The 22326-nt window shown below is 65.9% G+C and carries 20 protein-coding genes and 1 pseudogene; 7 read left to right on the forward strand and 14 right to left on the reverse strand.

The window, feature by feature from the left end; all coding sequences use genetic code 11:
* The 5 genes from EOC06_RS41495 to EOC06_RS01655 all read right to left on the reverse strand — a co-directional run.
* Nucleotides 1-673: dihydroorotase family protein (locus EOC06_RS41495; RefSeq protein WP_245469283.1), on the reverse strand; the 673-nt coding region annotated here is incomplete at its 3' end.
* A gap of 15 nt (nt 674-688) precedes the next feature.
* Nucleotides 689-1624, reverse strand: coding sequence for a polysaccharide deacetylase family protein (locus tag EOC06_RS01640; RefSeq protein ID WP_128306918.1), 936 nt, complete (start codon nt 1622-1624; stop codon nt 689-691).
* 12 nt (nt 1625-1636) lie between these two features.
* Nucleotides 1637-2662, reverse strand: a complete 1026-nt coding sequence (locus tag EOC06_RS01645; RefSeq protein ID WP_128306919.1) for an NAD(P)-dependent oxidoreductase — start codon at nt 2660-2662, stop codon at nt 1637-1639.
* 30 nt (nt 2663-2692) lie between these two features.
* Entirely contained in the window at nt 2693-3442 is a 750-nt protein-coding gene (locus tag EOC06_RS01650; protein ID WP_127326349.1) for an SDR family NAD(P)-dependent oxidoreductase, read from the reverse strand.
* A gap of 10 nt (nt 3443-3452) precedes the next feature.
* Nucleotides 3453-4760, reverse strand: a complete 1308-nt coding sequence (locus EOC06_RS01655; RefSeq protein ID WP_306462311.1) for an MFS transporter — start codon at nt 4758-4760, stop codon at nt 3453-3455.
* Between the two features lie 250 nt (nt 4761-5010).
* Here EOC06_RS01655 and EOC06_RS01660 point away from each other — a divergent pair, with 250 nt between their 5' ends.
* The 7 genes from EOC06_RS01660 to EOC06_RS01690 are packed head-to-tail and all read left to right on the forward strand — an operon-like array spanning nt 5011 to nt 12155.
* Nucleotides 5011-5361 (forward strand): RidA family protein, encoded by a 351-nt coding sequence (locus EOC06_RS01660; protein ID WP_127326351.1) that lies wholly within the window; start codon nt 5011-5013, stop codon nt 5359-5361.
* Nucleotides 5362-5385: 24 nt separating this feature from the next.
* Complete coding sequence (hydA, locus tag EOC06_RS01665) at nt 5386-6816, forward strand: dihydropyrimidinase (protein ID WP_127326352.1); 1431 nt, start codon at nt 5386-5388, stop codon at nt 6814-6816.
* Nucleotides 6801-7715, forward strand: coding sequence for a nitrilase-related carbon-nitrogen hydrolase (locus tag EOC06_RS01670; RefSeq protein WP_127326353.1), 915 nt, complete (start codon nt 6801-6803; stop codon nt 7713-7715). Before hydA ends, EOC06_RS01670 begins: the two co-directional genes overlap by 16 nt.
* A 12-nt stretch (nt 7716-7727) precedes the next feature.
* Complete coding sequence (locus EOC06_RS01675; RefSeq protein WP_128306920.1) at nt 7728-9050, forward strand: Coenzyme F420 hydrogenase/dehydrogenase, beta subunit C-terminal domain; 1323 nt, start codon at nt 7728-7730, stop codon at nt 9048-9050.
* Nucleotides 9047-10213, forward strand: a complete 1167-nt coding sequence (locus tag EOC06_RS01680; protein WP_127326355.1) for an FAD-binding oxidoreductase — start codon at nt 9047-9049, stop codon at nt 10211-10213. The genes EOC06_RS01675 and EOC06_RS01680 overlap by 4 nt, the downstream gene beginning before the upstream one ends.
* Complete coding sequence (locus tag EOC06_RS01685; RefSeq protein ID WP_127326356.1) at nt 10210-11493, forward strand: Zn-dependent hydrolase; 1284 nt, start codon at nt 10210-10212, stop codon at nt 11491-11493. The genes EOC06_RS01680 and EOC06_RS01685 overlap by 4 nt, the downstream gene beginning before the upstream one ends.
* Nucleotides 11490-12155 carry a cysteine hydrolase family protein gene (locus EOC06_RS01690; RefSeq protein WP_127326357.1) on the forward strand — a complete coding sequence of 222 codons (666 nt, stop codon included), beginning with the start codon at nt 11490-11492 and terminating at the stop codon, nt 12153-12155. The genes EOC06_RS01685 and EOC06_RS01690 overlap by 4 nt, the downstream gene beginning before the upstream one ends.
* Here EOC06_RS01690 and EOC06_RS01695 read toward each other — a convergent pair.
* From EOC06_RS01695 to EOC06_RS41500, 9 genes and pseudogenes are all read right to left on the reverse strand, one after another.
* A complete protein-coding gene (locus EOC06_RS01695; protein WP_128306921.1) occupies nt 12140-13630 on the reverse strand; it encodes an amidohydrolase family protein in 1491 nt (496 codons plus the stop codon). The genes EOC06_RS01690 and EOC06_RS01695 overlap by 16 nt on opposite strands.
* A 7-nt stretch (nt 13631-13637) precedes the next feature.
* Nucleotides 13638-15179, reverse strand: coding sequence for a trimethylamine methyltransferase family protein (locus EOC06_RS01700; protein ID WP_128306922.1), 1542 nt, complete (start codon nt 15177-15179; stop codon nt 13638-13640).
* A 19-nt stretch (nt 15180-15198) separates the two neighbouring features.
* On the reverse strand, nt 15199-16167 hold the full coding sequence (locus EOC06_RS01705) for a D-2-hydroxyacid dehydrogenase (RefSeq protein ID WP_127326360.1): 969 nt from the start codon (nt 16165-16167) through the stop codon (nt 15199-15201).
* A gap of 9 nt (nt 16168-16176) precedes the next feature.
* Complete coding sequence (locus EOC06_RS01710) at nt 16177-17085, reverse strand: dihydrodipicolinate synthase family protein (protein WP_127326361.1); 909 nt, start codon at nt 17083-17085, stop codon at nt 16177-16179.
* Complete coding sequence (locus tag EOC06_RS01715; RefSeq protein ID WP_128306923.1) at nt 17082-17672, reverse strand: hypothetical protein; 591 nt, start codon at nt 17670-17672, stop codon at nt 17082-17084. The genes EOC06_RS01710 and EOC06_RS01715 overlap by 4 nt, the downstream gene beginning before the upstream one ends.
* Entirely contained in the window at nt 17673-20531 is a 2859-nt protein-coding gene (locus EOC06_RS01720; RefSeq protein ID WP_128306924.1) for a 2Fe-2S iron-sulfur cluster-binding protein, read from the reverse strand.
* The gene (locus EOC06_RS01725) at nt 20528-20794 is read right to left on the reverse strand and encodes a sarcosine oxidase subunit delta (protein ID WP_128306925.1); all 267 of its coding nucleotides are present in this window, start codon (nt 20792-20794) and stop codon (nt 20528-20530) included. Before EOC06_RS01725 ends, EOC06_RS01720 begins: the two co-directional genes overlap by 4 nt.
* A gap of 2 nt (nt 20795-20796) precedes the next feature.
* Complete coding sequence (locus EOC06_RS01730; RefSeq protein ID WP_128306926.1) at nt 20797-22038, reverse strand: FAD-dependent oxidoreductase; 1242 nt, start codon at nt 22036-22038, stop codon at nt 20797-20799.
* A 6-nt stretch (nt 22039-22044) separates the two neighbouring features.
* Nucleotides 22045-22326 (reverse strand): annotated as a pseudogene (locus EOC06_RS41500) (MmgE/PrpD family protein); the annotation flags it as partial.

Consider the following 22326-nt stretch of genomic DNA (forward strand, 5'->3'; position numbering starts at 1 on the left):
TCGAGGCGGCGGCGATGAGCGCCCGGGCGATGCCGTTAGCTTCGGCCAGGGGCGTCCGGCTGGCCTGAAAGGCGGCGATGTTGCCGGAGCGGTCGCGCGCTGTGCTGCCGGTTAGGATCGATTGATCGCCAGGCGAGATGCCGATCAAAGTGTCGCTGCCGGCGAAAGCCTTCAACGCCTCGGCCACGGCGTCGGACGTCGCGAAGAGGAAGTCATCGGGCACATCGGCGGTGAACAGCTCGAACGAGACCGGCGCCAAGTCCAGCACGCGAGGGATAAGCGACAGGTTGCGGCTGACCACGGCTTGCAAGCCGACATCGACATGGATGCGGGCCTCAGTCAGCGTCATCTTGTCGGCAAGCTGTTCGGCCGTGGCCGTCCATGGCTCATCGGTCGGCATATCGAGCACCGTCGTAACGCCGCCAAGGGCCGCGGCATGCGTGCCGGAGAAAAAGTCCTCCTTGTGCGTCAGGCCGGGCTCGCGCAAATGCGCGTGCGCGTCGACCAGGCCGGGCAGCAGATAGGTGCCGGCCGCATCGATGACGGTCCTGGCCGAAGCCGTCTCGCCAGGCTGGACCAGCGCCGCGATACGGCCATCGGTAATACCCACATCGCGCCGCTCGAACCCTTCGGCGTTGACGATGGTGGCCCCCCGGATCAGCGTTTCAAACATGTCGTCTTGCTTCCGTCAGCCGCGCCGCTCGAAGCCGGCATGGTTCTCCAGCCAGAATCGGGCAATGTCTTGGCGGCGCACAAAGGCAGCGACTGGCTTTTTCTTCACGTGCTCGATCACCTCGCGCAGCCCGGAGGCCCGGTTGGGTTGGCCCATCCAGCGCGCATGGATGCCGATAGTCAGCATGCGGCCGCCGGTCTCATCGGCCTCGTCGAGCATGTAGTCGATCGCCGAGCGGCAATCCTCGGCGAAGTCGCGCGGATTGCTGTAGCCCGGCGCCACCAGATAGCGGCTGTCGTTGAGCGTCTTGGAATAGGGCACGACCAGGATTTCCGTGCCCCGATGGTCGACGAAATAAGGCAGGTCATCGTTGCAGGGATCGGAGTGGTAGAGGAAGCCCCCTTCCTCGACGAGCAGATCGCGCGTGTTGACGCTAGGCAGCGAGCGGCAGTTCCAGCCGAGGGGCCGCCTCCCCAGCAGTTTCTCGTAGAGCGCGATCGCTTCATGCAGCTGGCGCCTTTCCTCGCTGCGCTCCATGGTCGTATAATCGATCCAACGCAGGCCGTGGCCGAGCAGATCGTGCCGTCGCGTCTTCATCCATTCGACGAAGGGCGGGTTGCGCTCCAGCGCCACCGCGCAAGCGGAGATGGTGATCGGGATGTCGTAGCGATCGAAGAGTCGCGCCAGGCGCCAGACACCGGCGCGGCTGCCATATTCGAAATGCGTCTCGGTGCCGAGGTCGCGCACCGGCGGGCTCGAGGTGAGATTGTATTCGCCCCAATTGTCGTTGCGGCCGTCTTCGGGCCAGGAATATTCCGAGCCCTCCTCGTAGTTGAGCACGAGGTTGATGGCGAGCTTGACGCCGCCGGGCCAGGTCATGAAGGGTGGGCGCGGACCATAGCCGACGAAGTCGCGCGGCTGGGCCGGTTGCGAGGCAGCGCTCGGCGTCATGGCAAATTCCTCTCAGCTCGTTTCGTTGGCGGCGATCCAGTCCATGTAGGCATGGAACGCTTCCTTGCCGGGACGCGGCCGCCATGCGGTGTCGCGCAGGATGCGGGCGATGTCATAGGCGCCCCACATGCCGCCTTTCAGTCTCACGTCCTGGACGATGTTGGCGTCATCTCCCGATGTCACCTCGACTTTCAGTCCGGGCACGCGTTCCCTTGCCCAGCCGATGATCTCGCCGATGGTCTGGCTGGAGCCGGAGCCGATGTTGTAGTGGCGGTAATTGAGGCGCGGTGCATCGATCAGCGCGAGGATCGCGGCGGCAACGTCGGACGAGGCGGTGTAGTCGCCGACCGGCTCAAGACTGTTCGGCCTGATCGTCTCGCCAGCCAGGGCCATATGCGCGACGCGGTTGGGAACATGACGAAAGTTGCGGCTCTCGGTGGCGCGGTCCATCGGGCCGTAGACCGAAGCAAGCCGCACCGAGACCGCCGACAGGCCGAACAGGTCGGCATAGCGGTTGGTGACCATCTCGGAGGCGAATTTCGAGATGCCGTAGAGCGTCAGCGGCGCGACATAGCCGTCTTCAGGCAACGGCTCGCTGCTCCAGTCGGGGCCATTGTGGCGGTAGACGGATCCGGAGCTGACATAGACGAAGCGCTTGAGACCCGGTCGCGCGCGCGCCCAGTCAAGCATCCGTACGGTGCCCATGAGATTGACGTCGACGATGCGGGCCGGGTCTTCAGCCTCCGGCTGGCGTTTTGCCTCCGAAACGCTGCCGCGCGAAATCGGCGTGATCGTCGCGCCATGCACGATTGCCGTGATGCCTTGCCTGTCGAGAGTAACCGACCAAGCCTTCGGGTCGAGGACATCGGCGGCGATCACCGTGAGCCGGTCGCGCACCGGGGCAAAATGCTTTTCGGCCGCCGCGTCGAGGCCGGACCGGTCGAGGATCACGGCACGGGCTTGCGGATCACGATCCAGCCATGCGCGTGCGACCACGCTCATGACAAAGCCGGTGCCTCCGGTGACGAGCAGTGTCATGCGAACTCCTTTGAAGTTGAGCGAACAGGGTCAGCGCGTTGCATAGCCGCCGTCCACGAGCATGTCGGATCCGGTGACGAAGGATGCGTCCGATGACAAAAGGAAAGCGGCCGCCGCGGCGATCTCATCCGGCTCTGCGATGCGGCCGAGCAGATGGGCGGGGCCAAGGCCCGCATTGGCGGCCTCGAAGTCCGGAAATCTGCGCAGCAGGCGCGCTGTCGCCACCGCGCCCGGCGACAGGCTGTTGACGCGCACCTTGTCCGGCGCGTGGTCGACCGCCATCGCCTTGGCGAGATGGATCAGCCCCGCCTTGGCGGCGCAATAGGCGACGGCATTGGCGGTGGCGACGCGTCCAAACTGCGAGCCGATGAACACCACCGAGCCGCCGCCACCCGCCGCGATCAACGGCACCGCGAACTTGCTCATCAGGAACGCACCGGTCAGGCTGACGTCGAGTTCGCGGCGCCAGGACCGTTCGTCGAGCTCGACGACGGTGGCATTGGTCGATGGCGCGGCGGCGTTGTGCACCAGTCCGTCCAGCCGGCCGAAGCGCTGCCTTGCGATGTCGACGGCGCTGCGTGCCTGCTCCGCATCGGTCACATCGCAGCCGCAGGCGGAAGCGGCGGCGCCGAGCTCATCGGCAAGGGCTTGCGCCGCCTCCAGCTCATAATCGGCGCAGATCACGCCGGCGCCTTCCGCGACGCAGCGCCGGGCAATGGCCGCGCCAATGCCGCTTGCGGCGCCTGCTATGAGGACAGCGCTGCCTTCGAGACGGTTCATCGCGGCCTCCTCAAACCCGTTCCTCGATACGTTGCATGACCGGCGCCGTGACCGGCCGGCGCAGAAGATTGTAGCAGGCGGCCAACGTGACCAGGGCAGCGCCGCCGCCGAGCAGCAGGAACATGGCGGGAGGTCCAAGATGCGCCATCAACCCTGCGGCGACGCCCGGCGTTGCCACATTGCCGATCGAGTAGAGCAGGAGCAGCGTGCCGGAGGCGGCGACCATGTGCCGGCTATGAAGCTGCGATGCGCCGAAGGCCATCGCCACCGGATAGATCGTCAGCGCCGTGGCGCCATAGATGAAGAACAGCACGAAGAGCAGAGGCACCGACAAAGTGCCGCCCCAGGCGATCAAGGCGCAGGCCGTCACCGACACCAGCCCTTGCACCAGCAGTATCAGGCGGCGGTCGAAACGGTCAGAAAGCCAGCCGACCGGGGCCTGCGCCACCATTCCGGCAATGCTTATCGTGGTCACCAGCCAGACCGTGGCCGCCGCCGACAGGCCGATCTGCGTTCCGTAAAGAGGCGTCAGCACGAAGACGTTCATGTTGGTAATGCCGCCCTGGAAAATCGCCACGACCGTCACCGGCGCCAGCCTGAAGAGCGCCAGCGGCCCCAGCCGCCTGTCTGCCTTGCCTCCGGGCGCGCGCGCCGGATCGCTTAGCACCGAAGGCAGCGCCGGCCAGCGCAGCCCGGCGAAGTTGGGCGCAAAGGCCACAAGCACCGTCGCCATCGCGACCAGAAACAGATGCGGAGATTGCGGACCGACCATCGCCACCAGGACCTGGCCAAGCAGCACGGCAATCGCCGTCGTCAGCATGTAGAGCGCGAACAGCGAGCCGCGATTGTGCTGTTCGGCATAGAGATTGATCCAGCTCTCGCAGACGACGAACATCGAGGCCATCGACATGCCGCCGAGCAGCCGCAAGCAGAACCATGCCGGCATGAAGTCGGTCACGACGAAGCCCAGGGCCGACAGCAGCGCGGTTGCCAGGACGAGCAGGAATGTCCGCTCATGGCCGTAGTGGGTGACCAATGGACGCGTCATCAGGCATCCGATCAGGAAACCGGCCGGATAGGCGGTCAGCACGATCTGCACGGTTCCGGGATCGACGCCGGCTTTGCCGAGGTGGAACGACACCGCTGTCGTCAGCATGGCGCTGCCGATGCAGGCGAGACAGACGCTCGCCATCATCGGCAACGTGGCGCGGGAGCGCTCGGCGTTCCGCCACAAGCGCATCGCGGATTGAGCGATCGACCCCATGAATGCCGCCGTCGGCCGGCTAGGACGGGCGCCGGAGATCGCAAGCAGGATCAATGACCGACGCCGGATTCATATGCATTGCGACGGCTCCCCTTTGCAGTCCCGCTGGCCGGCGTCTGCTCTCCCAGACAGAAGCTACACCCAGTCATGCCTGCTGCAAGCGAAGATTGACACGGCTATGGCGTCATTTTTTTTGGCCATCCCGGCGGCGGAAAACGGCGTTGCGCCCTGCGAAAGGCTTTACAGTCCTTTTGTGCGCTCCCTACGATAGGTCGCCTGCCAAAGATCGAGAGGGGACCCGCAGATGACGATCGAACGTCTTGAGAACGGACAACGCTTTTGCCGGGTGCTGCGCCATAACGGCACCGTTTATGTCTCCGGCCTGACGGCGGACGACCTTTCAAGCGACACCGCCGCGCAGACCAAGCAGATATTCGCCAAGATCGATGCGCTTCTGGCCAAGGCCGGCAGCGACAAGTCGAAACTCCTGAGCGCCCAGATCTGGCTGCGCGACATCGCCGACTTCGACATGATGAATACGGCTTGGGATGCCTGGATCGACCGCAGCGCCATGCCGGTGCGCGCGACGGTGGAGGCGCGGCTTGCCGGCGACCAGTATCGCGTCGAGATCATGGTGACGGCGGCGGTCGGCTGACGCCGATTGGGGTGGGCAAACCGAATGCATGAGCTGGTGATCAAAGGCGGACGCGTGGCCCTCGACGACGGTTGGGCCGAATGCGATATCGCCATCGACGACGGCCGCATCGCCGCCATCGGGACGGGCCTGGCCGGCAAATCCTTGATCGGCGCCGGCGGTCGTTGGGTCATGCCGGGCGGCATCGATGCCCATTGCCATCTCGACCAGCCGGTCTGGGGCGGGGCCGGCAATGCGGATGATTTCGAATCCGGCACCATCTCGGCTGCCTTCGGTGGCACGACATGCATCGTCCCGTTCGGCATGCCGGGTCCAGAGATGAGCACCGTCGCCGCCATCGATCGAGCGCTCGACCGTGCCACAGGGCGCGCGGTGATCGATTACGGGCTGCACGCGGTGGTGACCATGGGCACCGGCCCGGATGTCGAGCAACAGCTCTCGCTGCTCGCCGGCCGCGGTATCGCGTCGGTCAAGCTGTTCATGACCTATCAGGGCTTTGCCGTCGACGACGATCTGTTCTTCAGGGTGCTCGATGCTGCCCATAGGCTTGGCTGGATCGTCATGGTCCATGCCGAGAACGACGCCGCCATAAGGCGCACGCGGCAGCGCCTGATCGATCTCGGCCGCACCGATATCCGCTACCATGTCGTTGCCCATAGCGAGACGATGGAGCGGGAGGCAACGCATCGTGCGTTGGCCTTCGCCGAAATGACCGGCGCGCGCATGACCATCGTCCACGTCTCCTCCTGGCAGTCGGCCGAGGAGGTGGCGCGGGCGCGAGCTCGTGGTGTGGATGCGATCGCCGAGACCTGCCCGCAATATCTGTTCATCGGCGCCGCCGACCTCGACCGGCCGGCCCTTGATGCGGCGCGCTTCGTCTTTTCGCCGCCGCCGCGTTCGCCGCGCAGCCATCGGCATCTGTGGCAGGCGCTGATCGATGGCGGCATCGACCTGTGGTCGTCGGACCATTCGCCCTATTTCTTCGCCGACAAGATCGCTCGGTCGCAGACACCCGACTTCACCACCACGCTGAGCGGCATTCCCGGCATCGAGACTCGTCTGCCGCTGCTCTTCTCGGAGGGACTGCTGAGCGGCCGCCTGACGCTCGAGCGCTATCTCGATCTCACCTCGCGCAACGCGGCCGCGATCTATGGCCTGGCCCATGCCAAGGGGCGCATAGCGGTCGGCCTCGATGCCGATCTGGCGCTGTGGGATCCGACAGTGACCTGGACGCTCGGGCACCGGGCGCTGCATTCGCGTGTCGACTTCACGCCCTATGAGGGCAGGAGCGTGACGGGCAAGCCGACCACTGTGCTGGTGCGCGGCGTGCCGGTTGTCGCCGACGGCGAACTCCAGGTGCAGCCGGGGTTCGGACAGTTCGTGGAGCGCAGCGCCGCCGATCCGGCCCGCTCGGGAAAACCAGTCGAGGAGACGATGCCGTGGCTCGATGCCTGACTATCGCGGTCGCCCAGACCGGGCCAATCCAGCGCAGTGCGACGCGGAGCGAGACGGTCGATCGCCTCATCCACTTGCTGGAACAGTCCGCTGCCGCCGGGGCGGAGATTGCCGTGTTCCCCGAGATGGCGCTGACCACTTTCTTCCCGCGCTGGCGCATCGACGATCAGGCGGAGATCGACGCCTTTTTCGAAAGCGCAATGCCGGGGCCCGAAACGCGACGCCTCTATGATGCCGCCGCCCGCCTCAAGATCGGCTTCGCGGTCGGCTATTGCGAGATCGCAAGGGAAGACGGCCGCACGCGCCATTTCAACACCATGGACCTTGTCGGCCCGGACGGGCGGTTCATCGGCCGCTACCGCAAGATGCATGTGCCGGGGTCGAGCGAGCCGGAGGAAGGCATCACCACGCATCTCGAACGTCGCTATTTCGAACCGGGCAATCTCGGCTTTCCGGTCTTCGACTATCGCGGCGTGCGTGTCGGCATGGCGATCTGCAACGATCGCCGCTGGCCAGAAACCTACCGCATGCTTTGCCTCAATGGCGCCGAGGTGGCCCTGCTCGGCTACAACACGCCGCTGCTGCTCGACGAGGCGCCGGCGCTGGCGCATCTCAGAATGTTCCACAACCATCTGCCGATGCAGGCCGGTGCCTACCAGAACACGCTGTGGGTGGCGGCGGCCGCCAAGGCGGGGCTCGAAGACGGCCAGGCACTGATCGGCGGGTCCTGCATCATCGCGCCGACCGGCGAGATCGCCGCGCAGGCGATGTCGCTCGACGACGAGGCCATCGTCCACCGCGCCGATCTCGACCTGATCGAGACCTGCCGGAAGGTGAATTTCAACTTCGCGCTCTATCGCCGCCCCGACCAGTACCGGCGCATTTCGGAACCGGCCTGAGATCGAAACGTGATGGCCCCCAGCGAAACCAGCCAGGACACGGCGCCGCCCGCGACCGAGCCGCTGTCGCTCGGCGAGATCGTCGAAAACGGTCTCTGCATCGGTTGCGGGCTCTGCCGTTCGATCGCCGGTCCCGGCAAGGTCGAGATGGTGATGACGCCGGAAGGGCGCGAGCGGCCGGTGGCGATGCAGGCGCTGGACAGACCGACGCTGCAGCGGATCAACGCCGTCTGCCCGGGAACGCGCATCGCCGGTCCGCCGCTGGCGCATATGAGGGAAGCCACTTTGACGGATACCGTTTGGGGGCCTGCCGAACAGCTCGTGCTTGGCCGCGCGAAAAACCCGACCGTGCGGTTTATCGGTTCCGGCGGCGGGGTGCTGACGGCGCTCGGCCAGTTCCTGCTGAGCTCCGGGCGCGTCAAATTCGTGCTGCATGTCGCGGCATCGCAGTCCCAGCCGATGCGCAGCGAAAGGCGACTGAGCTTCGATGCCGCTTCGATGCTTGAGGGCGCCGGCTCTCGCTATGGGCCGGCTGCGACCTTGGTGGATTTCGGCGAAATCCTCGATCGCGGCGAACCCTTCGCGCTGATCGCCAAGCCTTGCGACATCAGCGCCGTGCGCAATTTGGCGCGGATCGATCCCCGCGTCGACCGGTACATGCGCTATGCTTTGGCCTTCGTCTGCGGCGGCGCATCGGACCTGACGAAGTCCGAACAGGTGCTGCAGCGTTTTGGCCTCAGCGAGGACGAGCTCGCGCTGTTTCGCTATCGCGGCCATGGCAATCCCGGCCTCAACCGGATCGAAACCAGGGACGGCCGCACCTTCGAACTCACCTATCGGCAGCTGTGGGAGGACGAGGACAAATGGATGATCCAGCCGCGCTGCAAGATCTGTCCGGACGCGATCGGCCAGGTGGCGGACATTGCCGTGTCTGATGCCTGGCTGAATGGCGGACCGGCCGTCGAGGACGAACCACTCAACGGGGTCGTCGTGCGCACCAGGCGCGGCCTCGAGCTGTTCGACGCGGCGGTCGAAGCCGGTGCGCTGGAGATCAAGCGCGAGACCGGCTTTGCCGAGATCAGTGAGTTGCAGTCGCATCAGGTGCGCAAGCGGCGCGCCGTCTGGGCGCGGCTGAAAGGCATGGCGATCGCCGGCAGGCCGGTGCCCTTTGTCACCGATCTCGCGCTTGCAGATTGCGCCGCGCAAAATTCGCTGGCGGAGAATCTGGCCGAGGGGCGCGGCGCTCGCGACCGCGCGCGGCGCGGACGCCTGGGTGAGCCGCCTGCCGTGCCGCGCGAAGGCCGGGCAATCATGTTGATGGATGGGTCGAGATGAATGCCGCCGAGGAAACGGACGTCATCATTATCGGCGGCGGCATGGCCGGTGCCGGTGCGGCCTTCGAGATATCCCGCTCCGCAAAGGTGGTGCTGCTCGAGCGGGAAAGCCATTGCGGCTACCACACGACCGGGCGCTCGGCCGCGAGCTTTACCGAAAACTACGGCAACGGCATCATCCGCCGGATCGTGCTTGCCAGCCGGTCTTTCCTGACCGAGCCGCCGGCTGGCTTCACCGATTACCCGCTGCTTGGCAAGCGCGGCATGATCACCGTGGCCCGCGCCGATCAGATCGATCTCCTGCGGGAGGATCTGGCGGTCGCGCAGGCGCTTGTGCCCTCCATCGTCGCCATGACGTCGGCCGAAGCGATCGCCCGCGTACCGGTGCTGCGCGCGGACTATCTCGCCGGCGCCTATATCGAACCGCATTCGATGGACATCGACGTCAACGGCCTGCACCAAGGTTATCTGCGCGGCGCCCGCGCGCGCGGCGCGCGCATCGTCACCAATGCCGGCGTGACGGCGATCGACCGGCAGGGCGGCCAGTGGCGGGTCGAGACGCCGGCGGGGACCTTTCGCGCGCCAATGCTCGTCAATGCCGCCGGCGCCTGGGGCGACGAGGTCGCCATCATGGCAGGGGTGCGCCCGGTCGGCCTGCAGCCGAAGCGCCGCACCGCCTTCAACATTCCGGCGCCCGCCGGTATCGACATATCAGATTGGCCGCTGGTCAACGATGTCGGTGCCGAGTTCTACTTCAAACCCGATGCAGGGCAGCTGTTCGTCTCGCCGGCCGATGCGACGCCCTCAGCGCCGATGGACGCCTATGCCGAAGACATCGACGTCGCCATCGGCGCCGAGCGTCTCGAAAGGGCGACCACGATCGAGGTGCAGCGTGTATCGCGCTCATGGGCGGGCTTGCGGACCTTCGTCGCCGACGGATCGCCGGTGGTCGGGCCGGATGACGAGGTGCCGGGTTTCGTCTGGCTCGTCGGGCAGGGCGGTTACGGCATCAAGACCTCACCGGCGCTGTCGCGGGTCTGTGCCAGCCTGATCGCCGGCAAGGGTTTTCCGGACGATGTCGCTAGGCAGGGCGTTTCGATGGACGATCTCACGCCGCACCGGCTGCGCGGCGTCGAGTCCCAAGCCAGGCAGGTAGCTTCATGAGCAATGCCACACTCACGGCCGGCGGCAGCCTGGCCGGGCATCTGCTGGAGAGGCTTGCGCAAGCCACGGCCGACCCACCGGGCGTAACCCGCGCGGCTTATGGGCCCGGCGAGCGTTTTGCCCACGCCCTCATTCGCGACGAAGCCGAGCAGCTCGGCGCCACGACGCGCGTCGATGCCGCCGGCAATCTCTATTTGACGCTGAAAGGCCGCGACCCAGACCTGCCGGCGATCGTCATCGGCTCGCATCTCGACAGCGTGCCGCATGGCGGCAATTTCGACGGCGCTGCGGGTGTGGTGGCAGGGCTGGCCGTGATGGCCGAACTGGTCGGGCAAGGCATCCAAGTGCCGCGCGACCTGATCGTGCTGGCGACCCGCGCCGAGGAAGCGGTCTGGTTTCCGCTGTCCTACCCCGGCAGCCAGGCAGCACTTGGCCTGCTGGAACCAATAGCGCTGGAGGCGAAGCGGTCGGACAGTGGACGCACGCTTGCGGATCACATACGTGACGAAGGTTTCGACCCTGATGCCGTGCGGCGCGGCGTGCCGGGCATCGACGCCGGACGGATCGCGGCTTTCGTCGAAGTGCATATCGAGCAGGGACCACGCCTTGTGGCATCCGGCGCGCCGGTCGGTATCGTCACCGGGATCGCCGGCGGGTTTCGCTATGTCGACGCGACCTGCCTCGGCGCCTACGCGCATTCCGGCGCCGAGCCGCGCTTCGCCCGGCATGACAGCGTGCTCGGCTTTGCCGATCTGGTCGCCGGCGTTGAAGCGGAATGGGACGCGCTCGAGCGCGACGGCCATGAAGCCACCATCACCTTCGGCCGCGTGCAGTCGGATCCTGCGCAACACGGCGGCAGCCGCGTCCTGGGCGAGCTTCGCTTCACACTCGATGCGCGTAGCGCGGAGGCCGCCGTGCTGGACCGGATCGAGGCAAGGCTGCACGCGCTTTTCACAGAAGTAGGCAAGAAGCGCGGCGTCAGCTTCGAGGCCGGACCGCGCTTCACCTGGGAGCCGGCGACGATGTCGCCGGCGTTGATCGCGAGGCTGGACCGCGCCGCCGCCGAGCTGCAAATGCCGGCGCCGCATGTGCCGAGCGGAGCGGGGCATGACGCGGCCAGCTTTGCCGGCGCCGGTATTGCGACCGCCATGATCTTCGTGCGCAACGAGAACGGCAGCCACAACCCGCATGAAGCGATGGAAATCGCCGATCTCGATCAGGCGATCCGTCTGCTTTTGCATTTCGTCACCGACTTCGACAACCCCCCGGGACAGCCATGAACCTTGCCGCGACCGCCTTGCTCGTCATCGACCTGCAGAACGAATACCGCCCTGGTGCCGCCTGGCCGGTCATCGGCTATGACGCGGTGCTCGCCAATGCTGCCGCGCTGATCGAAGCCGCCCGCGCAGCCGGCGTGCCCGTCATCCATGCGCAAGCCTGGGTGAAGCCGGAGGAACGCGACGGCTATGCAAGGCAGGAAGAGATCCTGACCGAGGAATTCCGCTCCGCCGTGGCCGGCAGCGATGGCGCCGCGATCTGCGCCGAGGTGGCGGCGCTGCCCGGCGACATCGTCGTCCACAAGCACTGGCCGAGCGCCTTTCGCCGCACCGACCTTTCAAGACGGCTTGCCGAGCTCCAGGTCGAGAACCTGATCGTGACCGGCGTGCTGACCGACAGCTGCGTGACCGAGAGCGTGTTCGATGCGGTCTATCAGGGGTTCAGGGTCTGGCTGGTCAAGGAGGCCTGCGGTAGCATGAGCGAGGCCATGCACCGCACCGGCATGCTCGACATGGCCAACCGGCTCTATGGCGGCGGCATCCTGCGCCTTCCCGAGGCGCTGAAGGCGCTCGCGGGCCAGCCCTTCGGCGGCTGGGGCTGCACACGGCCGGTGGAGTTCGTCTACACGCTTGAGACGGTCGACCGGATTTACGAGGCTCTGTGATCGGCGCCGCAGCCGCACGCGCCTCTGACAACCGTTTTCGAAGCCGAGGGTTTCAGAACCATGCCAGGCAGTGCTCCGGTCGCCCTGCCGCCGCGCCACACAGATACGCCATTGACCAAGACCTGCTCGATGCCGGCGGCTGGCCGGCGCGGCTGCTCGAAGGTGGCGGTGTCGATGATCGTCTCGGGATCGAAGATGACGAGGTCTGCGAAATTGCCTTCCGCCAGCAGGCCACGTTGCTGGATGCCGAATTCCCGCGCGGGCAGGCCGGTCATGCGGAACACAGCCTCCTCCAGACTGAAAAGGCCGATATCCCTGGCATAGTGCCCGAGCACACGCGGAAACGTCCCCCACAGCCGCGGATGCGGATGGATGTCGTGCGGCAGGCCATCCGAGCCGATCATGGTGCGCGGATGCGCGATGATGTTGCGGACGTCCGTTTCGTCGAGGTGGAAATAGACGGCACCTGCCGGCAGCAGGCGCTGGCCCGCCTCGCGTTCCGAACAATTCCATTCGCGCGCGATGTCGGCGATCTCACGCCGGGCCAACTCCGGATGCGGATCGGACCAGGTGACGAGGATCTTGAGGCCTGTATCGCACCGCTCCAGCCGCAGCACCGTGGAGCTCGCGGCATAGGGATAGACATCCATGCCGATGTCCATCGTTTCGCGCGCTTGGTCGATCCTTTCCAGGGACGGACGGCTCTTGCCGAAATTGGCGTGGCCCGTGCATTGGTGGTGTGAGATGAACAGCTTGCCGCCGGCATGGTCGGCGATGTCGATGGCTTCCTCGATCGCCTCTTCCATCGTCTCGAAATAGTTGCGCGTATGCGTGACATACGGGCCGCCGAGGCTTGCCGCCGTCGCGGCGAGCGCCTTGACCTCTTCGGTCGAGGAGTTGACCGCCGGTGGATAGTCGAGGCCGGTGCTGAGCCCGAAAGCACCCTCGGCCATCGCCCGCTCCACGGCTTCCTGCATCGCCGCCGTCTCCGCCTCGTTGGCCGGACGGTCGGTCACCGGCATGCAGCGTTGGCGCAAAGTGGTGTGGCCGACCAACAAGGCCGCGTTGGTCGCGATGCCGCGCTTTTTCAACTCAGCGACATAGTCGGCAAAACGAGCGAAACGGAAACTCTCCCGGCCGCCCACCAGCGTGAAGGGCGGTGGCGGTGTCCTGTCGAGAAGCAGGGGCGCCAGGCTGACGCCGCAATTGCCGGCGATCACCGTCGTCACGCCCTGGCTGATCTTCGGGTCCATGCCGCGTGGCGCCAAAAGCGCGCCGTCGTCATGGGTGTGGACGTCGATGAAGCCCGGCGCCACCACCTTGCCCCTGGCATCGATTTCCTCGCTGCCAGTCGCGTCGTCCAGCCGACCGATGGCGGTGATCCTGTCGCCGGTGACGGCGATGTCGGCCTCGAAGGGTTTCGCGCCGTCGCCGGCGATCAGCGTCGCGTGGCGGATGACGAGATCATAGGGCATCGGAGTCCTAACCTTCCGGGTTGGCGGCGATCTCCTCGCGGCGGCGCGCGACATAGGCGTCGAGCTCTTCGCGGATCGCGGGGTCCATCACCGGTTCTTCGTAGTCGTGCAGGGCCTGCTGCCAGAGTTCGGTGGCCCGTTCGAGGGCATCCTTGCCGCCGGCTTCCTCCCAGGCGCCGTGGTTTTGCCAGTTGGAGAGCATCGGCTGGTAGAAGGCGGTCGTGTAGCGCGACATGGTGTGCTCAGCGCCGAAGAAATGGCCGCCTGCCGGTACCGACTTGATGGCCTCGAAGCCCAGATCGTCCTCCTGGAACGGCAGCGGGCGCAGGAACTCCATCATGTTCTGCAGGATCTCGACGTCGAGGACGAGTTTTTCATAGGAAGCCGTCAGGCCGCCCTCCAGCCAGCCGGCCGCATGGTAGATCAAATTGGCGCCGCCGAGCACCGCGCCCCACGTCGCCATTTCCGTCTCGTAGGCGGCCTGCAGATCGACCACGTTGGAGGCATTCGCATTTGAGGTGCGGTAGGGGAGATTATAGCGCCGCGCCAATTGCCCGGCGATGATGTTGGCCTTGACGTTCTCAGGTGTGCCGAAGGCCGGCGCGCCCGACTTCATGTCGACGTTCGAGGTGAAGGCGCCGTACATCACCGGCGTGCCGGGATTGACGAGTTGGGTCAGCACCACGCCGAACAGCGCCTCGGCATTCTGCTGGCAGAGCGCTGCGGCCAGCGTCACCGGCGTCATCGCGCCCATCAGCGTGAAAGGCGTGACGGTCACCGGCTGGCCATGTTCGGCCATCGCGATCAGGCCCTCGGCCATGGCGTCGTCGAACAGGCGTGGTGAGTTGATCGAGATGATCGTGGTCACGCCAGGCGAGGCGCGCATCGCCTCGACGCTGATGCCGCGTGCGATCGCCATCATGTTGATCCCGTCCATGGCCCGGACGCGGCCGATCGCCGTGCAGTGGAAGGAGAGATCGCTCAGCGTCAGGTTTGCGTAGTAGGTGTCGAGATGGCGGGAATTGGCCGGCAGCTCCATCGGCGCCACCACCTGGTTGCCGATGATGTGGATGGCATTGAAGTGGTGCGCCAGCCGGATGAAATTCTGGTAGTCGGGCAGGTTGCCCTGGCGGCGGCCGTTGATGCGGTCATGCACATTGGGCGGCCCGGCGACCAGTCCGAAGACCAGCGAATTGCCGCCCAGATGCACCTGTTTTTCCGGATTGCGGCTGGTCAGCGTGAAGGATGACGGGACCGCCCGCAGCGCCTCGCGCACCAGGCTTTCGTCGATGCGGATGATCTTCTCCTCGCGATCGACGATGGCACCGGCGGAAGCGAACAGGTCCATCACCCGCTCGCTCATGACGCGGATGCCGAGTTCCGACAGGATGCGCATCGACGTGTCATGCAGCCGCTCCATCCGCTCTTCGTCGAGCAGCTGCATCGGTGGGTAGGGGTTCTCCACATGTTGCCAGGGCAGTTGCGCGATACCGCCGCCGCCGCGTTCCAGCCTCAACCTGCGGCCACCGCCGCGCCTGTCCTGCGTCATCAAACTCTTCCCTCTCGGCTCAATAGCCGCGCTCTGGGTTCACAACGTTCTGCAGCGGCACGCCGCTGCGGTAGCGCTTCAGATTGTCGGCGAACATGCCCACCGACTTGACGTCCCAGCCTTCGTAGACCGCCGCGCAATGCGGCGTGATGGCGACATTGTCGTAGCCCCACAGCGGATGCTCCGCCGGCAGCGGCTCGGTCGCAAAGACATCCAGCGCGGCGCCCTTGATCGTCTTGCCGTGGAGAGCTTGGAGCAGCGCGGTCTCATCGACCACACCGCCGCGCGAAATGTCGATGAGGACGGCGGACGTCTTCATCGCTGCGAAGGCTGCCTCACCAAGCAGGCCGCGCGTGGTCGGCAGCAAAGGCACGCAGCAGACGATGAAATCGGCGCGGCCGATGAGTGGCAGAAGCGCGTCCGGACCATGCACCTCGTCGAGACGAGGCATCGGCTTGGGGCGTGCGCGGATACCCAGCGTGCGCATACCCACCGCCTGCGCCCTTTTGGCGACGGCCTCGCCGGTCTTGCCAAGGCCGATAATCAACACAGTCTTGCCTTCGATCGGCTCGACGCGGCCGCCGCCCCATTGCCGCACCTGCTGGCGGCGCGCAAAGCCGCGCAGGTCGAGCGAGAAGGACAGCATGGCGCCGAGTGCGTACTCAGCCAGCATGCCGGCAGCAACGCCTGCGGAATTGGTCACCGTGACGCGCGTCGGATCCCAACGTCCCAGATGATCCGTGCCGGAGCCGCCGATGGACACCCATTTCACGGTCGGGCTTTCGACGAGGGCCTGGCGTGGGTAGCGCGGCGTACCATCAAAGCGGATGGAATAGACCACTTCCGCCGCCACGCGCTCGATGAGCTCGGGAAGCGCAGCGTAGCTGTCGCAGGGGTGGACCGGGAGGTCCGGGTGCGTCTCCATCAGCACGGCCAACGCGCCGGCCGGCTTGTCGGTGTGCAGAATGACGGTTGGGCGTGCCGACATGGCGCGGCCTCAGCCGTGACCGATGTGATCGGCGGCACTGCCCAGCGCGGCAAGCAGCGCTTGTCCGCTTTCCAGCGCTGCATTCTCGTGTGGCGCGCGCAGGTTCAGCCAGCGCTGGTCGCCGGAGCGCACCGCCAGAACGGCCTTCATCGCCGGGATGAGGCCGGCATCCTGGATGATCTTGCGGAACGCCTTAATTGCGGCATCCGCTTCGGCAACGTCCTGTCCTGCGATCGTTGCGTCGTAAAGGGCCCGGATGGCGGCGGCGTTGAGGTTGACGGTCGCCGAGATGCAGCCTGCCGCTCCGCTGGCAAGGCCCTTGGTCAGTTGCGCTTCCGAACTCGGGAAGACCGCGACCTTCGGCGCCGCGGCAATCACCGCCGCCGTGTTGTTCCAGTCGCCGGCACTGTCCTTGTAGGCGACGACGGTTTCGGGAAACGCCTCGCTCAGCCGTGCGGTCAAAGCGGGGCTCACCGGAACACCGGAATTCTGCGGGATGTGGTAGAGGATCATCCGCATCGCAGGGTTTGCCACGCGCTCGATCAGTTCGCTGTAGTAGCGCGCCTGGCCGTTGTCGCCGACGGCGGTGTAGAAGAACGACGGCAACACCATCACGCCGGCACAGCCGAGCTCGACCGCATGCTTCGACAGTTCGACGGTTTCGGGCAGCGCGGTGACGCCGGTGCCGGGCATCAACCGGCTCGGCGAGATGCCGGCCTCGATCAGCCATTCCAACGCCTGCATGCGCTCGCGCAAGGACAGCGACAGCGCCTCGCCGGTGGTGCCGAACGGCGACAGGAAATGCGCGCCCTGGCCCAGCACCCATTTGGCATGCGATATCCAGAGATCGCGCGCGATGCGGCCGTCGTTTTCGAACGGCGTCAGGATCGGTGCGATGGTTCCTTGCGGGCGGGTCATGTGTGTCCTTCCGTATCGGTCAGAAAATCCGTGCAGTGTCTGGCCACCGCCGCTGCCGTCCTGGCGAAGTAGGCCGACGCGGTGACGTCGAACAGTACATCGAAACCTGATTGCGAGCGGAATGTGACGGCCTCGATGTGACCGACGCGTGTTTGCGCAATGTCGTCGACACCGAATATATCGGCTCTGAGATCAAGTGCGCACAGCCGGCACATCGCTTGCGGCGCATGCGGGCCAGAGAGGCGCAGCCATGCCCAGCCTTCCTCGCGCCATGACGAATAGCCTTTCGGCCCGACATCGTTCGCCCAAGCGGCTTTGAGTTCAGCAAGCGCCTCGCCGGCCCCTTCGGCAAGCAGCAGGATGTCCTCGTTGCCGAGACGCAAGATCCGCATGCCGCGATACGCGCCGATGCGATTGACTGCAGGCAAGGAGATGCCATGCGCCGTGAGCCAGGCGGCGCTGCCGCCACCCTTAAGGCCAAAACGCGGACTGGCCGTCAGGTTGCTCAGCCTCACCGCGCCGATGGGCAGCTTCGTGCCGTCCGCCGCACCGCCGGTCATGAAGGGAAACACCGCACTTGCCGCCATCTACATCTCCTGCCGTGCATTGGCGGGATCGAAGAAAGCGTGAGCAACCACCGGTCCGTCGACCAGATTGCCGTTCCGGCACTTCACCGTCACCAGGCTCCCTTCCGTGGAGTCGCCGATATGGACGTAGGCGAGCGCGATGGTGCAGCCGAGCGTCGGCGAGAAGCCGATCGAGGTGATCTGTCCGACAGGAGCATTGCCGCGCAGCACGAGGCAGCTTTCGCCGGGTAGATCGCACGCATCGGCCGGAAATCGCAGACCGACGAGCTTGCGCGACTGGCCAAGCCTTGCGCGCATCTCGATCGATCTTTTGCCGATGAAGAACGGCTTCTTCTTCGAGACCGCCCAGCCAAAGCCGAGCTCGTCCGGCGTCGTGATCGCATCGGTGTCCTGGCCGATCAGAATGTGCCCCTTCTCCAGGCGAAGGATGCGCGAGGCTTCGAGACCGTAAGGCTTCAAGCCGTACGATTTGCCGGCAGTCATCACCGCGTCCCAAAGGGCGGGTGCGAGGCTGGATGGACAATGCAGTTCGTAGCTCAGCTCGCCGGTGAAACCGATCCGCATGACGCGCACCGGCACGCCGGCGACGACGCCTTTGCGGCCGCTGAGATAGGGGAATGTCTCGCGCCCGAAATCGATGTCGCTGTCCAGCGCCTCAAGCACGGCCCTCGCTTTCGGCCCGGTGACATTGAGGCCGCAGAACGCGCCGGTGAGGTTGAGGACATCGACCCGCAAGCGCCATTGCGCGTTCCAGAACAGCATGTCGGCATAGACACGCGCCACCGCACCCGTGGTGGCGGTCACATAGAACCGGTCGTCCGCCATGCGGTAGGCGACACCGTCGTCGACCACCGAGCCCATCTCGTTGAGCATCAGGCAATAGCGCACACGCCCGACAGGCTGGTTGGCATGCGCCATTGTGTAGAGGCGGTCGAGGAACTCGCCGGCATCCGGCCCGCGCAGCTCCAGCTTGCCGAGCGTCGAGACGTCGAGCAGGCCGACCCCTTGCCGCACCGCCATGATCTCGTCGCGGATCATCTTTTCGGCCGCGCCGGCATCGCCATAGAAATACGGCCGCCACCAGGCGCCCACCGGCTTCATCACGGCGTTGAGCGCCAGGTGTCTGGCATGCAGTGCGGTGCGCCGCTCAAGCGGCTCGTGGTGGCCGGCAAGCACGCCAAGCGTCTCCGGTCCGACCGGCGGGCGGGCAGTGGTGATGCCGACTTCGGCGACCGCGCGGTTGGTTGCCTCGGCAACGATCCTGGCTGTTGCCAGCGCGGAATGGCGACCCTGGCTCGGACCCATGCCGACGGTGCTGAAGCGTTTGACCAGCTCGATCTCGCGATAACCCTCCTTGACCGCGTTTTGCAGATCCTTGACCTGCAGATCTTCGTCGAAATCGACGAAGTCGCGGCCCTTCGGATCGGCAACGATCGGCAGCACATGGTGCGGGCTGGTGGCCATCGGCCTGGTGAATATTTTGTCCTCTACGACAGCGTGGCCGAGCCCCAAAAGTGCGGCCACGGCCGCGCGACGGCCGCCGGCAATCGCGTCCTGCAGATCGCTGTCTCCAGCGACAGAGCCGGCAAGGTGGACCGGCGCTTTTGGCAGGCTGAGCGTCATCGATCCGCTGGCGGCGTCATAGCCGACCTTGGCTCCAGCCTGGCAAGGCAGCTGCCAGGCAGGCACCTTGCCTGCCGAGACAGCCAGCAGGTCGCACTCGATCCAGCGCCCGCCGACACGAACCCGCGCAAGGTGACGATTTCCCGCTGTTCCCTCGGCGGCTTCGATCGTCGCGGCCTTGCGGATGGCCACGCCCTTGCCGTGCAGCGCCGCTTCGAAGGGCCCTGTCTCGCCGCCGGATCTCGGATCGGCGACCAGCATGACCGAAACGCCAGCCTCGAGCAGATCGAGCGCGACGCAATAGCCCTCATCGCCGGTGGCCAGCACCACGGCCTTTTGTCCCGGGCGTACGCCGTAGTGGCGGATCAGGCGCTGAGCCGCGCCGCCAAGCATGATCCCCGGCAGGTCGTTGTTGCGGAAGATGGCAGGCTGTTCGATCGAGCCGGTGGCCAGGATTACGGCGCGGGCCCGGGTGCGATAGAGCCGGTCGCCCTGGATCAGCGGCAGCCAGTTGTCCTCGTACCATCCATTGCAGAGGGTCCCGGTCAGCAGGCGCAGATTGGGCAATGCCCGCAGCCTGGAGGACAGGTCGGCAAGCATGGCCGGATCCTGCCGGCCATAGGTCAGTGATCCGCCAATCTCCGGGTTCTCGTCGCAAAGCACGACATCCGAGCCTGCCTCGGCGGCAGCGATCGCGGCGTTTAGTCCTGCCGGACCGGCGCCGACGACGAGGATGTCGCAGTGCAGGTGCGTCTTGTCGAAATGCCGGTGCGGTGCCGTGGTGTCGACGACGCCCAGTCCGGCCTTGCGGCGGATCATCGGCTCCCAGAATTTCAGCCAGCTATCGCGGCGCGGCCCCATGAAGGTGCGGTAGTAGAAGCCGACCGGCAGAAATCGCCCCAGCCTGTCGATGATCGCGTCGCGGTCGCGTTCGAGCGTGCCGTTGACGTTCTGCGCGCTGACCCGCAGCCCTTCGCTGATCGGCCTGCGGTCGGCGGCGACGTTCGGCTCGAACGGCAATTGCACCAGCGTGTTGGCGTCGGCGCCGGTCATTGAGAGGATGCCGCGCGGCCGATGATATTTGAAGGAACGCGACAGCACCCATTGTCCGGAGGCTGCGAGCGCGCTGGCGATGCTGTCGCCGGCATAGGCCTCGAAGTCCTTGCCTTCGAAGCTGAAGCGTAGGGGACGGCTTCGATCGATTCGGCTTCCCCAGGGCGCGGGCAGCCGGTTCATGATTGGCCCCGGCGTTCGGACGGATCGAATGTCCGGATGACTTCATTGGTGACGAGATCGCGCTCGGCCAGGAAAAAGTAATTGCTCGGCACATGCCGCCACCACTCGACCACGATGCCCCTGCGGTTGTCGACGCGGAACAGATGCCGTGACCAGTCGGCATCAGCGGTCCGGTTCGCATCCGGCTCGGCGCGGACGGGGCCGAACGACTGGAACTCGTCTATGTTGCGCGGACCGTTCATCGGGCAAATCAGCAGTTTCATGGTCAGTGGCTCGCCGCCGTCGCGCCCATTTCGTTGAGCAGCTGGAAGGTTTCGAACCGCTCGAGCGCGAAGGGCTTGAGGATGTCGGGCACGCGTCCCCTCGCGATCGTCTCCGCCATGCGTTTGCCGGCGACGGGCGTCGCCTTGAACCCCCATGTCCCCCATCCGCAATCGAGCCACAGATTGGCGAGTGGGCTGGCACCCATGATCGGGCTGTAGTCCGGCGTCATGTCGGTGATCCCGGCCCATTGCCTGAGCAGCCGCACGCCTTGCAGGAATGGGAAGAGGTGCACGGCGCCCTCGGCGAGGTGTTCCTTCATGTCCAGCGTCGAGCGCGTCGAGTAGAGCTGGTAGGGGTCGGAGCCACCGCCGATGACGACCTCGCCGCGCGAGGACTGCACCAGGTAGGTGTGCAGAGACACCGAGGAGACCAGCGTGTGCAACCACGGCTTCAGCGGCTGCGTCACCATGGCCTGCAGCGGATAGCAGCGGATGGGAAGCTCGACGCCGGCCATCAGCGCCACATCGTAGTTCATCCCGCCGGTCGCGATCAGCACCTGACCGCAGACGATACGGCCCCTGTCCGTCCTGACGGCCTGGACCCGGTCGCCGACGACTTCGAAGCCCTCCACTTCGGTCCGCTGGTGGATCTCGACGCCGCGCCGCGACGCCTGCGCGGCATAGCCCCAGGCAACGGCATCATGCCGCGCGGTGCCGCCGTCGGCATGCCAGAGCCCGCCGAGGATTTCGAGCGAACCTCCATAGTCCATGTTCAAGCTTGGGACGAGTTCCTCGACCGCCTTCTGGTCGACAACTTCGGTGCGCGTGCCCAGATGCTTGCCCATCTCGGCGCGCGAATGAAAGCTGCGCAGGGTCGCTTCCGTGTGCGCCAGCGTCAGCTGGCCACGCTGCGAGAACATGACGTTGAAGTCGAGTTCCTGCGACAGGCCCTCGAACAGCTCGACCGCTTCCTTGTAGAAGGCGATGCCTTCCGGTGTGATGTAGTTCGAGCGGATCGTGGTCGTGTTGCGCGCCGTGTTGCCGCCCGCGAGATAGCCCTTCTCGATCACCGCGACGCTGCTTAAGCCGTGGTATTTCGACAGATGATGCGCGCAAGCCAATCCGTGCCCGCCGCCGCCGACAATGACGACATCATAGGATGGCTTGAGATCCGGCGTTGCGGGAATGTCGCCGCTGACCGGATAATCCCTGCTGAGACCGTATTTCAGAAGCCTGAACGGCATTCCAGGCTACCACGCTGGCCGTTGGAGGGTCATGCTGACGAGGGGCGGATCGTAGAGCAATACCGAAAGATCGGAGAAGCGGCTGTCCTGATCGGCAAGCGAAAGGACCGCGTCACGGATCGCGCTGGCGCGGCCCTGTCCGAGCACCGGCGTCGCGAATTCCATATACTTGGCCTCGATCTCAGCCGGTGTCAGCGGCGCCTCGGGTCCGCCGCGCGCATGGACGTCGCCGGAAGCAAGCACGCGCCCGTCCGTGGTTGTGATCGCCACGTCGGCCCAGCGCCCCGC

It is taken from the genome of Mesorhizobium sp. M7A.F.Ca.MR.362.00.0.0, from assembly GCF_004023175.1.
In the GTDB taxonomy this organism is placed as follows: Bacteria; Pseudomonadota; Alphaproteobacteria; order Rhizobiales; family Rhizobiaceae; genus Mesorhizobium.

What these genes read in the sequence shown, in the direction of transcription:
- EOC06_RS01715 (WP_128306923.1), bottom strand. Translation starts at nt 17,672, where the DNA reads ATGGCGGCAAGTGCGGTGTTTCCCTTCATGACCGGCGGTGCGGCGGAC.
- EOC06_RS01640 (WP_128306918.1), bottom strand. Translation starts at nt 1,624, where the DNA reads ATGACGCCGAGCGCTGCCTCGCAACCGGCCCAGCCGCGCGACTTCGTC.
- EOC06_RS01680 (WP_127326355.1), top strand. Translation starts at nt 9,047, where the DNA reads ATGAATGCCGCCGAGGAAACGGACGTCATCATTATCGGCGGCGGCATG.
- EOC06_RS01660 (WP_127326351.1), top strand. Translation starts at nt 5,011, where the DNA reads ATGACGATCGAACGTCTTGAGAACGGACAACGCTTTTGCCGGGTGCTG.
- EOC06_RS01685 (WP_127326356.1), top strand. Translation starts at nt 10,210, where the DNA reads ATGAGCAATGCCACACTCACGGCCGGCGGCAGCCTGGCCGGGCATCTG.
- EOC06_RS01705 (WP_127326360.1), bottom strand. Translation starts at nt 16,167, where the DNA reads ATGTCGGCACGCCCAACCGTCATTCTGCACACCGACAAGCCGGCCGGC.
- EOC06_RS01720 (WP_128306924.1), bottom strand. Translation starts at nt 20,531, where the DNA reads ATGAACCGGCTGCCCGCGCCCTGGGGAAGCCGAATCGATCGAAGCCGT.
- hydA (WP_127326352.1), top strand. Translation starts at nt 5,386, where the DNA reads ATGCATGAGCTGGTGATCAAAGGCGGACGCGTGGCCCTCGACGACGGT.
- EOC06_RS01650 (WP_127326349.1), bottom strand. Translation starts at nt 3,442, where the DNA reads ATGAACCGTCTCGAAGGCAGCGCTGTCCTCATAGCAGGCGCCGCAAGC.
- EOC06_RS01690 (WP_127326357.1), top strand. Translation starts at nt 11,490, where the DNA reads ATGAACCTTGCCGCGACCGCCTTGCTCGTCATCGACCTGCAGAACGAA.
- EOC06_RS01695 (WP_128306921.1), bottom strand. Translation starts at nt 13,630, where the DNA reads ATGCCCTATGATCTCGTCATCCGCCACGCGACGCTGATCGCCGGCGAC.
- EOC06_RS01710 (WP_127326361.1), bottom strand. Translation starts at nt 17,085, where the DNA reads ATGACCCGCCCGCAAGGAACCATCGCACCGATCCTGACGCCGTTCGAA.
- EOC06_RS01725 (WP_128306925.1), bottom strand. Translation starts at nt 20,794, where the DNA reads ATGAAACTGCTGATTTGCCCGATGAACGGTCCGCGCAACATAGACGAG.
- EOC06_RS01700 (WP_128306922.1), bottom strand. Translation starts at nt 15,179, where the DNA reads ATGACGCAGGACAGGCGCGGCGGTGGCCGCAGGTTGAGGCTGGAACGC.
- EOC06_RS01675 (WP_128306920.1), top strand. Translation starts at nt 7,728, where the DNA reads ATGGCCCCCAGCGAAACCAGCCAGGACACGGCGCCGCCCGCGACCGAG.
- EOC06_RS01730 (WP_128306926.1), bottom strand. Translation starts at nt 22,038, where the DNA reads ATGCCGTTCAGGCTTCTGAAATACGGTCTCAGCAGGGATTATCCGGTC.
- EOC06_RS01645 (WP_128306919.1), bottom strand. Translation starts at nt 2,662, where the DNA reads ATGACACTGCTCGTCACCGGAGGCACCGGCTTTGTCATGAGCGTGGTC.